This window comes from Massilimicrobiota sp. An142 (genome assembly GCF_002160725.1).
GTDB lineage: Bacteria > Bacillota_I > Bacilli_A > Erysipelotrichales > Coprobacillaceae > Allocoprobacillus > Allocoprobacillus merdigallinarum.
Map to the genome: position 1 here is coordinate 1 of NZ_NFLD01000031.1, position 13,271 is coordinate 13,271.

The window sequence follows — 13,271 nt, forward strand, 5'->3', positions numbered from 1 at the left end:
TTCCTCCCGTTCACACCTTACGATGGATACCTTGTCTTTGGCTAGTGGTTGGTAGTACGAAACCTCCACAGTGGACTTTCACCACCAAGTTTTATGCCATGCGTGGCACACGCAAAAAACATAGAGGTTCAATGTCCTCTATGTTTTTTCTTTTTTTGTTTAAGTTGATATTGTCCCCTTTCGTTTTCATCATATCATAACAAAAAAGGCTGTAAATAGCTTTTATCTTGCAAGTCCTTCTTCAATAGCCTTTTTTGCAACAGCCTGAGCTACAATCTGACTCACACGTGGATCTAACGCATTTGGAATAACATATGTTGGTGATAATTCTTCATCACTCACAAGTGAGGCCAAACCATGAGCCGCTGCCAATTTCATTCCTTCACTAATTTTTCTTGCCCTTACATCCAAAGCCCCTCTAAACAATCCTGGAAATGCCAAAACATTATTAATTTGATTTGGATAATCTGAGCGTCCAGTTCCCATGACGGCAACACCAGCATCAATAGCATCCTGATAAGGAATTTCTGGTTCAGGATTTGCCATCGCAAAAACAATTGGATTTTCTTTCATACTTTTGACCATTTCTGGTGTTAAAACACCTGGTGCAGAAACACCAATAAAGGCATCAGCTTCTTTCATAGCTTCTGCCATTGTCATACGTTTCGCTTGAGAATTTGTGATTTCAGTTAGTTCCTGAGTTAAAAAATCATATTGATCATAATCTTCTCTTGTGACAATACCATTGATATTAAATCCATATATTTCTTTAACACCCAATGCATGAATCATTTTGATAATAGAACTTCCTGCTGCACCAGTTCCACTTACCACAACAGTAATATCTTCAATTTTCTTATGAACAACTTTTAATGCATTCAATAAACCAGCTGTAACAACAATGGCTGTTCCATGTTGATCATCATGAAAGACTGGAATATCTAATTCGTTGATAAGTGTTCTTTCAATTTCTACGCATCGTGGTGCACTAATATCTTCAAGATTAATACCACCAAATGTTGGTGCAATAGCTTTAACTGTACGAATAATTTCTTGAGGATCTTTTGTATCTAAACAGATAGGCACAGCATCAATATTTCCAAACTTTTTAAATAGGACTGCTTTTCCTTCCATAACAGGCATAGCTGCTTCTGGTCCAATATCTCCTAATCCTAAAACTGCAGTTCCATCGCTGACAACAGCAACACTATTTTGTTTCCAAGTATATTTATAGACATCATCTTTATTTTTCGCAATCTCACGACATGGCTGAGCCACCCCTGGTGTATATGCTAATGATAAATCATGACTTTCTTCTAAAGGGACTTTTAACTGTACTTCCAGCTTCCCTTTTGTTTTTTCATGTAATTCTAATGCTTCCTGATATATATCTTTCATTTTTCTCCCTCTTTTCGTATCTATTATGCCATAGTTTTTACAAAATGAAAAGCAGATGTTTCCATCTGCTTTTATAATGTTGTCATCATAACAGTCATTTTACCATCATATGTGACTTCTTCTTGATCACTACATATAATAAAATGATCTCCCTTCTTCACTTCCATACCTTCCAATGTTCCTTCACCTTCAAGAATACTTACCAATTGGAATGGTTTATCATTAGTAATTGTATTTTCCCCATCCATTCTATAACAATCAACAGTGAAAAATTCACTTTCTACATATCTTGTTTTAGAACCATGATCTAAATGACTATTTGTAAAAAGTTTATTTGTTGCTAAATCAGCAGGTACATTTGTGACATCAATAGATTGTTGAACATGTAATTGTCTTTCATTACCATTTTTATCTTTACGATGATAATCATAAACACGATATGTAATATCAGATGATTGTTGAGCTTCATAGATTAATGAACCACTACAAATCGCATGTAACGTTCCAGATGGAATATAGAAGAAATCTCCTTTATTAATTTCAAAAGAATTTAATAAATGGTCATAATCATCATTTTCAATTGCTTTTACAAATTCTTCTTTTGTTTGAGCATGATGTCCCATAACCATTTTTGTTCCTTCATCAGCTTGTAAAACATACCAACATTCTGTTTTCCCTAATGAGTTTTCATGTTTGGCAGCATATTCATCATTAGGATGAACTTGAACTGATAAGTCATCTTTTGCATCTATAATTTTAACTAATAATGGGAATTGATCACCATTGACATTTCCAAAAAGTTCACGATGATTTTGCCATAACCAAGAAACAGTTTTTCCTTGATATTCTCCATCACTAATTGTACAATCACCATTTTGGTGTCCAGAAATAGCCCAACACTCACCTGTGCTATCACTTGGGATATCATAACCATAAACATCTCTTAATTTATGGCCACCCCAAATCATTTCTTTAAAAACTGGTTGAATCTTTAAAATATGTCCCATAATCATCTTCCTTTCCTATATATTTTAAGAATTCTTCAATTTGATTTTCATGAAAAAGCTGAATACCACATTTTTGACACATTCTAGCAAAAACACCTTGTCCTTCGATTAATTGATGTTGAAATGATCCATCATAGATACCATCACAACCACAACTTGGACTTCTAAACTTCAACAATGCCACTTGAACATCATTTTTAATAAAGATGTCTAACGCTTTTTGAGCACCCAAAATATATTCAGTAGTCACATCCTGATGATTGATTGTTTCAACTTTAAAGGGTTCCAAAGATTGAATTTCAGCAGGATCTCTTGGAATAGGTAATCCTCCTAAGACCTCTGGACAAACTGGTATAATGGAATGTCTTTTATCCATTTCTATCAAAATATCAAGAGGATGGCTCTTTCCACTATATGTACAATTGACACCTAGCAAACATTGACTAACCCCTATTTTCATTTTGAATAAGCTCCATAATTTCATAAGGATTGTCAACAATATAATCAGCTCCAGCATTTTCCAATTCCTGTCGCCCTCTAAATCCCCAAGTTACACCAATAGAATCTATATCAGCATAATATCCTGTATCAATGTCCACCTGACTATCACCTATAAAAAAACAATCTTTTTTATCAAGTCTCATTTCCATCAATGCCATATAAGTTGATTGAGGATCAGGTTTGACAGGATATAAGTCCTGTTGTCCATAGATAGCTTCAAAAGTATCAGGAAATAGATGTTCTACAATCTGAATAGCTAAAGCATGTGGTTTATTTGTTACAACAGCTAATTTTATATTTTGCTTTTTTAAATAAGCAATAAGTTCTTCTATCCCATCATAAGGTATTGTATGATCTAAACAATGTTCGCGATATATTTTTTGGAAATCTTGCAGACAAACATCCAATAAATCTAGATGTTCTGGACCTAAAGCTCTTTCCATCAATTTCTTAACACCATTACCAACAAACATATTATATTGAGAAATATCATGAGTTGGTAAATGATGTAACTTTAAGACTTCATTTGTAGATAATGCTAAATCTGTGATGGAATTAACTAAAGTTCCATCCAAATCAAAAAGACATCCTTTTTTCATATAAACCCCCTTTCACATTATAACAGTATTGAAAAAATAATGAAAGATGTTATAATGATTTTATGTCAAATGGGGTGAATTTATGCAAGATAATCAATCAAGAAAATATACAGACATTTTTACATTTATTGGTTATGTGATTGGATTTTTATGTATTCTTTGGTACTTTATATTTGGAGGAAATCCATTCTTACCAGTAATTGGTGTCATTATTATTTTTATAGGACGTTTTGTTGGATATGGTATTGATCGTATTATTGATTTAAAAGAAAATAAATAAAGTGATAGATTCCCTTATGGTCTATCACTTTTTTTATGTTTTATTTTTTTCATAACTAAAATCAAGCAAGTGATTAATGCTCCTATAATAAAAATGATAACAGCATAATAAGCTATTCTTTCCATCATTGATAGCTCAATATCTTCCGTTAAATGCATATCATATGAATAAAGCAAATAATCATCATTATAGATTGAAACTGTCCCTATCTTTTGACCACTTTTCATAGGTGCTACTAAAAAAGTCGATGTATCTACTTGATAAGATAAATCTTTCGTCGATATATTATTATCTATAATGATAGATAAAGTTTGTGGAGCTTGATATTCATAGCGAAACTGAAAAGATTGTAAAAGCCAATAATCAGCAATCGTTTCATCTTTTTTATAAAGAACAATTTCATGATAATGATCATGAAGATATTGACAAACTGTAATTGCATCTCTTACATGATTTTGAGTATATTGCCCACTGGCATATGCTGTCACTAAAATAAATTGATGTCCATTAAAAGTCATGGTACTTGCTAAAGTTAATTGCGCTTCATCTGTAAAACCACTTTTTGCACCATCAATTTGTGATATATCCAAACCATAACTCATATAACCTCTTTGTAAAGATGAAGACCACGTATGATTTTTCATTGAACTGGTATATGTTCGTGCATTAAAAACATCTTCAAACGTTTGATTTTGCAAAGCATGATGCAAAATCATTGCCATATCATAAACGGTTGTATAATGCTCATTATGATGTAATCCTGTTACATTCATAAAATGAGAATTCTTTAGATTTAATTGTTCTACCAACTGATTCATAGCCATAACCATCCCATCAGTAGAACCATATGTTAAACGTGCTAAGGCATTGCAAGCATCTGCACCAGATGGTAATAATGCACCATAAAGCAAATCCTCATATGTTACCAGTTCTCCAGCGTAAAATCCAGCTATTGTGGCTCCAGCCTCAAACAGTCCATCCAAATCCGCTTGTGTGATACGTACCTTTTCATGTATATCAGTTATTTTATCTAATGCTAAACTCACTGTTAAAATTTTTGTCATACTTGCCGGATAGATTTTATCCTGACTTTTTTGATCTAAGTAAACCATTTGAGTTTCCTGATCATAAAGATAGGCATATTTTGAGTGTAAAGAAACTTGAAAATTTTCACTTGCATGGATTGGAACGATTCCAAGACATACAATCATTGTAATTATACAAGTTATTATCTTTTTCATTTTATTTCTCCTCTTTTTAAAAAAGATAGCTTGGTTTCTGAAATGACAATAGCAATAAATATTAAAATAAATCCTAATAAGATTTTAAATGTAAGAATTTCACCATAAAAAGCAATTGAAAATGCGACTCCAAATACAGATTCCAAAGATAAAATCAATGAAGCATTACATTCACTTGTATATTTCTGTCCCGTTGTCTGACAAAACATTGTTAATGCAGTAGCAAATACAACAAGATAAAGAATCTGCAAATAAATAGATGGCTGTATTTGCGTTATAATAGATAAATCTTCAGTTAATAAGGCAAAAACAAATGAAATCATGGCACCACCCATAAACTGTAATGATGTGAAAGCTCCTCCATCAATTCCTTTAGAAAATTTTTTGATCAGTAAAATATGACAGGCATATAAAAAACCACCACATAATGTGAGAAAATCACCTATATTCATAGTTAAATGTTCATCTAAAGATACACAGCCAATCCCTAAAACACAAATAAAAGCTGCAATGAAATTATAAATATCTGGACGTTTATGATAAAACAGCCATACCAAAAAAGGAACAATAGCACAATAAACAGCTGTTAAAAAAGCATTTTTACCAGGTGTTGTATAGTTCAATCCCCATGTCTGTACATAATAAGCTGCAAACAAACAGCATCCCGTTAACAAACCACCTTTGATTTGCTGAAAATTGAGTTTTTTTATTTTTTTGATAAATATAAGTGATAATAAAATAGCTGCCAATGAAAATCTAAAAAACAACAAGACTGCCGGTGTTAAAAAATCAACAGCGCTTTTCATAACAATGAAAGAACTTCCCCAAATCAAAGCAGCTATAAGCAACAATAAACTTCCTTGAAATTTTTTTTCCATTTCAATCCCCTTTCAAAAATAAATGGTACGTATCGTACCATTTATTATTTATCCATGGATGACATCATGACAACGAGGACATAATTCGCCTTCCATTTCTGATTCTTCAAAATAATTCCAACATCTTGGACATTGAACACCATTAAATTTTTCACTATGAATATAAGCTGTATCATATTCTTCAAGATCTGTAGAATCATTGACTAACTGAACTTTAGCGACAATAAACAACTGTTTTAAGACATCTGCTAATTTGTCCATATCTTGATATGAATCTTTTAAGCAAATAGTCACTTTTGCTTCCATATTAGATTTAATTTCTTTAGCATTTCTTAATTCTTCTAAAGATTTTAAGACATCTTTTCTTAATAATAAGAAACGATCATAATATTCTTTAATTACTTCTTCATTGTCTACTGGAAGCAATTCAGGTTTTGCTTCTAAGAAAATAGATTCAGCTTTATTTTCATCACAATGGAAATGATCATGTAATTCTTCACTTGTAAAGACAAGAATTGGTGATAATAATTTCATCATTGTTTTTGCATAATAATATAACACTGTTTGAACCTGTCTTCTTCTTAAGCTATCAGCTTTTTCAATATAAAGAATATCTTTTGTAAAGTCCATATAGAAAGCACTTAAAGTGTTTGTAAAGCAATTTAAAATTAATTGATTTGCTTCAGCAAAATCATATTGATTAAAGGCTTCTTCATAACCTTTCATTAACTGATTTAATTCAACAAGCATGTATTGATCAACACCTTCAAGTTTTGAGATTTCAATCAAATCACTTGCTTTAAAATCAGAAAGATTCCCTAAAACAAAACGCATTGTGTTTCTAATCTTACGATAATTTTCAGCAACTTGCTTCATAATATCATTAGAAATACGAACATCAGATTGATATGCAACTGAAGTTGCCCATAATCTTAAGATATCTGCACCATATTGATTGACAAGTTTAATTGGATCAACTGTATTTCCTAATGATTTAGACATTTTATTTCCTTTACCATCTAAAACAAAGCCATGTGATAATACTGTCTTATAAGGCGCTTTATCATAAACTGCTGTTCCAATAATCAATGATGAGTTGAACCATCCACGATACTGATCACTACCTTCAAAGTATAAATCAACTGGATAACGATATCCTCTTTCTCTCATGCATCCTGTATGAGAAGATCCTGAATCAAACCATACATCCATGATATCTTTTTCTTTTTTAAAGATACCATTTGGTGAATGTTCATTTGTATATCCTTCAGGTAACAAGAATTTTTCATCTTTTTCAAACCAAATATTAGAACCATACTGTCTAAATAAATCAGAAATATGTTTGAAAACTTCTTCTTCCATAATTGGTGTCCCATCTTCACAATAAATAATAGGAATTGGCACTCCCCAGCTTCTTTGACGAGAAATACACCAGTCACCACGATCTTTAATCATGTTGTAGATTCTAATATGACCCCATTCATTTAACCATTCAACATGATCAATTTCATCTAATAATTTTTCTCTAATCTTATCAATTGAACAGAACCATTGGTCAGTTGCTCTAAAGATAATTGGTTTTTTTGTACGCCAGTCATGAGGATAACTATGTGTAATGAATTCAAGCTTTAATAACACTCCTAATTCATCAAGTTTTAAAGTGACTGTTTTATTAGCATCATCAACATATTGACCAGCTAACCATTCACCACAGTCTTCCATCATGCAACCGTGTTCATCAACATTACAATAAATATCTAAACCATATTTTTGACCAACAATAAAGTCATCCATACCAAATCCAGGAGCAGTATGAACACATCCTGTACCAGCTTCAGCAGTAACGTGATCTCCTAAGATAACTAATGATTCACGATCATATAATGGATGTTGACAAGTAATCATTTCTAATTCTTGTCCCTTAAATGTTTTTAAAATCTGTTTTTCTTTTAATTCAAATTTTTCCCATAAAGAATCAACAAGTTCTTCTAAAACAATTAATTTTCCTTTTTCACTTTGAACAAGTGCATACGTATAATCCGCATTTAAACAAATCGCAAGGTTTGCTGGAATTGTCCAAGGTGTTGTTGTCCAAATCACAAAACTTGTATCTGTATCTAAAATACCTTTTCCATCTTTAACCTGGAATTTCACAAAAATAGTTGGACTTTTCACATCATGATATTCAACTTCAGCTTCTGCTAAAGCTGATTCACTTGATGGTGACCAATAGACTGGTTTTAATCCTTTATAAATTAAACCATCCATCGCCATCTTTGCGAAAACATCAATTTGATTGGCTTCAAATTCTGGTAATAATGTTAAATATGGGTGGTCATAATCAGCAAATGTTCCAACACGGATACATTGTTCTTTTTGAATTTCAACTTGTTTTAATGCATATCCATAACATTTTTTTCTAAATTCTGCTGTACTTAATTCTTTACGATTGACACCTAATTTTTGAATAGCATTTTCAATTGGTAAACCATGTGTATCCCATCCAGGAATATATGGTGTATACAATCCCTGCATGTTTTTATAACGACAAATCACATCTTTAATAATTTTGTTTAACATATGTCCAGTATGCATATTTCCATTTGCATATGGTGGACCATCATGGAAAACAAAATCATCATGTCCTTGATTTTGTTCAATGACTTTTTCATACATATGCGTTTCTTGCCATCTTTGAACGTAACCTGGCTCCTTTTTAGGAAGATTTCCACGCATTTCAAAATCTGTTTTAGGCATTAATAATGTGTCTTTGTAATTCATTGTATTCCTTCCTTTCTCAAATAAAAAAACGTCCTGTTAAAGGACGTGATGACGCGGTACCACCTTTATTCATATCTTAAAGATATGCTCTCTATATCTTAACGCGATGAACGTCTTATCCTACTTGATTTCAGATAAGCTACTCTTAGGCTGATTCATTATAAGTTCCCCTTATTTGCTTTTCACCAACTGCAAACTCTCTGTAAGTTTTCCTTATAAACTGTCCTTGTCATTGTATTTGTTTTCTTGTTCTTCTTTAATTAAACTGAAAATTTCAGATTTGTCAATAGTTTCTAGCATTTCTTCGCTCATTTTTACAACATTTGCTCTAAAATCAATAGCTTCCTGTTTAAACGTATCCATATCTTTTGACAAACCACGCACATATTCCATTGATTCTTTAAGAATCATATTGGCATTTCTTTTGGCTTTTTCAATCAATTCACTTGCTTCTTTTAAAGCCAAACGCGCAATTTCTTCGTTAGTTTTCTCATGTACAGATATTTGTTTTGTAAGTAAAGTGTTTTGTTCTTTTAATTCAGTCATTTCTTCTTCCATTGACTGAATCCTTTCCTTTTGTTTTTCAATTTCCTGTTTTAATTCACCAATACGATCATTGACTTCAGCAATGTTATAACCACGAAATTGCTTATCAAATTGTTCCAATCCTTCCACCTCACTTATAAAAGTATCCACTTACAACATAATTTCCCTGTCTTGTTTGCTTATTTTCATCCACAATTTTAACACGTCCATGATGTTTGAAAGATACCATATCACTATTATGACACAAATAACTCACTTCTTCAACAATTTTATAATTGACTTTGACATGCCCATTACGAATAGCTTCACTAGCTAAAGCACGTGGTACTTTAAACATCGTTGATACCACTTTATCCAAACGCATACTCGATAAAATAAAAGAACGAGATGTATAGTCATGTACAATTTCAATATCTTCATGACATTCTTGAAGCTTTATTTTTGATTTTTTTATTTGTTTTAATGTTTGGATAATATAAGGATAAGTTTGTTTTGTACAAGCAAAAAAACAACGCTCTCCATCAAAAATATCACCAACACACTCCCTTTTTATACCCAAATTCATTAAAGCTCCTAAAATATCCTTGTGCTGAATGCGTCCAAATTGCCGGCGATATATGACTTCAACCAATTGAATTTCAAAGTCAGACTTTTCAATTTCATAAAAATCTGGACAAATAATCATACGCTGATTTTCAGCATTTGTAAAACCACCATAACTTAAGACTTTCAGTTCTTTACCGATAACACTTCTTACTATCTCCTGTTCATGAGGATTATAAAAAGGTGTTAATACCATTCTTTGATGATGCAGTGCCTGAAATTGATAGTCTAAAATTTTCTTAACAAAAACTTCGTCGCCTTTAAAATGTTCTAACATCATTCAAAAAGAAAGTATTAGCAAGTTTTTCACTTACTAATACTTGTTTATTCATCAGTTTCAGAATCATCCATTGTAATATTGCCAGAAACGCCAATATTCTTAGGAGTACATAAGAAAATTTTAGGTCCGATTTGTTGAATATCTCCTTCAATTGCAAAAATAACACCACTTAAGAAATCAATAACACGTTTAGACTGTTCTTTCTGTAAACGATGCAAATTGACAACTGCAGCTCTTTTTTGTTTTAAATACGTTGCAATTTCTTGAGTTTCACTATATGCACGTGGTTCAAATAAAATCAAATGACTATCTTTATTTGCACTTAATGCTTTCATAGCATCAGTTGTTTTTGTAGATTTTGCTTTTTCAAATAAACTTGTTGATTTTACACTTTCTTCTTCAGTATCTATTTCTTCATTTTCATAAACGTCATCATCATCTTCTTCAAAAAACCATTTTTTTACTTTTTCTCCGTATCCCATGAGGTAACCTCCTTACAATCTTTATATAATTATACCATATAATGTGTATGAAAAAAAGAGGAAAATACGGGAAATATCACCTTCTTCATCCCATTTATTGACATTCAACATGTACCAAAATAACATCTTCACCAATGGTAATAATATGTTGAATAGGTATAACCAAAGCTGGTGGTCCTTTAAAAAAACATATGAATTTAAATGCTGAAAAACGTTCAACAATTAAAGCCTGTATACATTGACAACAAGGATCAATTTCCAAATCAACAACATAACCAATCTTACAACCTGATGAGGCATCAATGACATCTTTACTTTGTAAAGTTAAAAAGCGCATTTTATCACCACTTTAATATATGCTTTTATCCTATCATATATTTCTTTAAATGTGATAAAGCCTGTTTTTCAATACGAGAAACTTGTGCTTGAGAAATCATTAAATCTTTAGCAATTTCACTCTGTGTTAAACCTTGAAAATAACGTTCATGAATGATTTGCATTTCTTTTTGATCTAAATGATGCATGGCTTTTTGTAAATCTATTGTCTTTTGAATATCTTCCATATGACTATGGTTATCTGGTATCTGACTTTCTAAATCAATGGGTCCATTGCCATCATTTTGGACTTCCTGTGATAATGATGTCACACTATGAGTAGAAGACAATGCTTCAACTAACGTATATTCATCAACATTTAAACGTTGAGATAATTCTTTTATAGATGCTTCTCGATTATATTTTTTCATATATTCTTCATTAACCAAAAGCGCTTTATAAGCAATATCTCGTAACGATCTTGGTATTCGCATAGGAGAATTTTCTCTTAAATAACGTTTCATCTCACCTTGTATAAGCGGAACAGCATATGTTGAAAAACGAACTTCTAAATTCGTATTAAAATGATCTATGGCCTTCATTAAACCAATTACTCCAACTTGAAATAAATCATCTAAATTATTCACTCTTTGTTGGTATTTTTGAACAAGTGATAAAACAAGTTTTAAATTAGAGAGAACCAATTTTTCTTTTATACAGGAATCATGATTTTGATGATATGTTTTCAATAATTCTATTGTTTGTTGATGAGATAATTTTTCATAATTTTCAATATTTGTTCCATTCAGTTCTACTTTATATTTTGACATGGATTCAACTCCTCATATCAGAGTTTCACCATTTTATTTGACATTATTCATCATCTTTCAATTTATTTCTTAATTTTCTAATAATTTTCTTTTCAAGTCTAGATATATATGATTGTGAAATACCTAATATTTCTGCCACATCCTTTTGTGTTAATTCCTCATGACCAATCAAACCATAACGCATCATAAGAATCTGTTGTTCTCTTGGATTTAAATAATGTAAAGCATGATAAAATTTTTCTTTTTGATCATTATGTTCTATTTCATCTTGTACAATGTCTTTGTCCGTACCAATGATATCAGATAATAATAATTCATTACCATCATAGTCAACATTCAATGGTTCATCTAAAGAGATTTCTTGTCTGAGTTTATTATTTTTTCTTAAGAACATTAAAATTTCATTTTCAATACAACGTGATGCATAAGTTGCTAATTTAATGTTTTTATCCATATTAAAAGTATTCACTGCTTTCACTAATCCAATCGTTCCAATACTAATTAAATCTTCTATACTACCATTTTGCATAGAATCATATTTTTTAGCCACATAGACAACGAGCCTTAAATTATGTTCAATTAATAAATCCTTTGCTTTTTCATCACCATTTTGTAATTTCAATAAAGCTTCTTTTTCTTCTTTACCTTTTAATGGTGCTTTTAAAACATCATGTCTACCAATATAGAAAAGTGATTTTCTTTTTAATACCCATTCCTTCAATAATAATAAGATCATAATAACCCTCCCATTAACTGTTGATTTAAAATGCAATCATACTGATTCGATGATATAATTCCAGCATAAACATCGTGTAATGTTTGATGATGAATTGTAATATCAGGCAATAAAATTAAATCAATTTTTTCCTGCTGACTCGCAGTTTCAATGCAAATATTATCAATAACAGTATAGTCACCGGCAAATCTTTGATTGATAAAAATAACTGGATAACCATGATATGTGACCTGATTACCATTATCAATAAAACCATAACATTGGTGTCCTTGAAAACAGACTTTAACCATTTGCTGATGAATACGATGACGGCATAAATCTATATAAAAATAGCTAATCAAAATAACTAGAATGGCAATAATCATGATATAACGCATATGATAGCCTTCCATCAATAAAACACCTTGAAAAATAATAGACGATGGCAATAACCATTGAACAAATGATAATATCGAAAAGTATATAAAAAGATATACAGGATAATATATATAGACAGACCGTTTAAAATAAAAAAATGTCAATATAAAATCATATAAAAGGATAAACCCAGTAAATAAATCAATAAATAAAAAAACAAATGAAATATTGTAAGTCAAAACATATAGACATAATCTTTTCTTGGTTATGCGTATATTTAATAAAAAAGATAATATTTCAAAACTCAGTAATATTAATAAAGCATTCATAAAATACGTAATTTCTATATAGACATTCATTTTTTCCACCCTCTTTCATTATAGAGAAATGGAATTAAAAATGATGTCAAAAAAAGATTGAAAGTACTCTCACTTTCA

Annotated in this window: 15 protein-coding genes and 1 other annotated feature; of the genes, 1 reads left to right on the plus strand and 14 read right to left on the minus strand. The window is 30.9% G+C overall.

What is annotated here, in order from left to right; all coding sequences use genetic code 11:
• Positions 1–222: 222 nt before the first annotated feature.
• From B5E87_RS11745 to B5E87_RS11760, 4 genes are all read right to left on the minus strand, one after another.
• On the minus strand, positions 223–1,398 hold the full coding sequence (locus B5E87_RS11745; RefSeq protein ID WP_087245097.1) for an NAD(P)-dependent malic enzyme: 1,176 nt from the start codon (positions 1,396–1,398) through the stop codon (positions 223–225).
• Positions 1,399–1,469: 71 nt separating this feature from the next.
• Positions 1,470–2,405: a type I phosphomannose isomerase catalytic subunit gene (locus B5E87_RS11750; RefSeq protein WP_087245098.1), complete on the minus strand. Its 936-nt coding sequence runs from the start codon at positions 2,403–2,405 to the stop codon at positions 1,470–1,472.
• Positions 2,371–2,865, minus strand: coding sequence for a 2-thiouracil desulfurase family protein (locus B5E87_RS11755; RefSeq protein ID WP_087245099.1), 495 nt, complete (start codon positions 2,863–2,865; stop codon positions 2,371–2,373). Before B5E87_RS11755 ends, B5E87_RS11750 begins: the two co-directional genes overlap by 35 nt.
• A complete protein-coding gene (locus B5E87_RS11760) occupies positions 2,849–3,505 on the minus strand; it encodes an HAD family hydrolase (protein ID WP_087245100.1) in 657 nt (218 codons plus the stop codon). Before B5E87_RS11760 ends, B5E87_RS11755 begins: the two co-directional genes overlap by 17 nt.
• Positions 3,506–3,587: 82 nt before the next feature.
• On the opposite strand from B5E87_RS11760, the gene B5E87_RS11765 reads away from it, so the two are divergent.
• Positions 3,588–3,785, plus strand: a complete 198-nt coding sequence (locus B5E87_RS11765; RefSeq protein ID WP_087245101.1) for a hypothetical protein — start codon at positions 3,588–3,590, stop codon at positions 3,783–3,785.
• Between the two features lie 14 nt (positions 3,786–3,799).
• Here the strand turns inward: B5E87_RS11765 and B5E87_RS11770 are convergent, their stop codons facing one another.
• The 10 genes from B5E87_RS11770 to B5E87_RS15465 form a co-directional block, all read right to left on the minus strand.
• A complete protein-coding gene (locus B5E87_RS11770; protein ID WP_087245102.1) occupies positions 3,800–5,026 on the minus strand; it encodes a D-alanyl-D-alanine carboxypeptidase family protein in 1,227 nt (408 codons plus the stop codon).
• On the minus strand, positions 5,023–5,904 hold the full coding sequence (locus B5E87_RS11775) for a DMT family transporter (RefSeq protein ID WP_087245103.1): 882 nt from the start codon (positions 5,902–5,904) through the stop codon (positions 5,023–5,025). The genes B5E87_RS11770 and B5E87_RS11775 overlap by 4 nt, the downstream gene beginning before the upstream one ends.
• Positions 5,905–5,952: 48 nt before the next feature.
• Positions 5,953–8,685 carry an isoleucine--tRNA ligase gene (ileS, locus tag B5E87_RS11780; RefSeq protein ID WP_087245104.1) on the minus strand — a complete coding sequence of 911 codons (2,733 nt, stop codon included), beginning with the start codon at positions 8,683–8,685 and terminating at the stop codon, positions 5,953–5,955.
• 36 nt (positions 8,686–8,721) lie between these two features.
• Positions 8,722–8,927: a binding site (T-box leader), on the minus strand.
• Positions 8,899–9,351: a DivIVA domain-containing protein gene (locus B5E87_RS11785; RefSeq protein WP_087245105.1), complete on the minus strand. Its 453-nt coding sequence runs from the start codon at positions 9,349–9,351 to the stop codon at positions 8,899–8,901. It overlaps the preceding feature by 29 nt.
• A 10-nt stretch (positions 9,352–9,361) precedes the next feature.
• The gene (locus tag B5E87_RS11790; RefSeq protein ID WP_087245106.1) at positions 9,362–10,111 is read right to left on the minus strand and encodes a YlmH family RNA-binding protein; all 750 of its coding nucleotides are present in this window, start codon (positions 10,109–10,111) and stop codon (positions 9,362–9,364) included.
• Between the two features lie 47 nt (positions 10,112–10,158).
• Complete coding sequence (locus B5E87_RS11795; protein WP_087245107.1) at positions 10,159–10,596, minus strand: cell division protein SepF; 438 nt, start codon at positions 10,594–10,596, stop codon at positions 10,159–10,161.
• Positions 10,597–10,690: 94 nt separating this feature from the next.
• Complete coding sequence (locus B5E87_RS11800) at positions 10,691–10,933, minus strand: YlmC/YmxH family sporulation protein (protein ID WP_087245108.1); 243 nt, start codon at positions 10,931–10,933, stop codon at positions 10,691–10,693.
• Positions 10,934–10,958: 25 nt separating this feature from the next.
• Complete coding sequence (locus B5E87_RS11805; protein ID WP_087245109.1) at positions 10,959–11,741, minus strand: sigma-70 family RNA polymerase sigma factor; 783 nt, start codon at positions 11,739–11,741, stop codon at positions 10,959–10,961.
• Between the two features lie 43 nt (positions 11,742–11,784).
• Positions 11,785–12,477, minus strand: a complete 693-nt coding sequence (gene sigK, locus B5E87_RS11810; RefSeq protein ID WP_087245110.1) for an RNA polymerase sporulation sigma factor SigK — start codon at positions 12,475–12,477, stop codon at positions 11,785–11,787.
• The gene (locus B5E87_RS15465) at positions 12,474–12,869 is read right to left on the minus strand and encodes a sigma-E processing peptidase SpoIIGA (RefSeq protein ID WP_241147174.1); all 396 of its coding nucleotides are present in this window, start codon (positions 12,867–12,869) and stop codon (positions 12,474–12,476) included. Before B5E87_RS15465 ends, sigK begins: the two co-directional genes overlap by 4 nt.
• Positions 12,870–13,271: the final 402 nt, after the last annotated feature.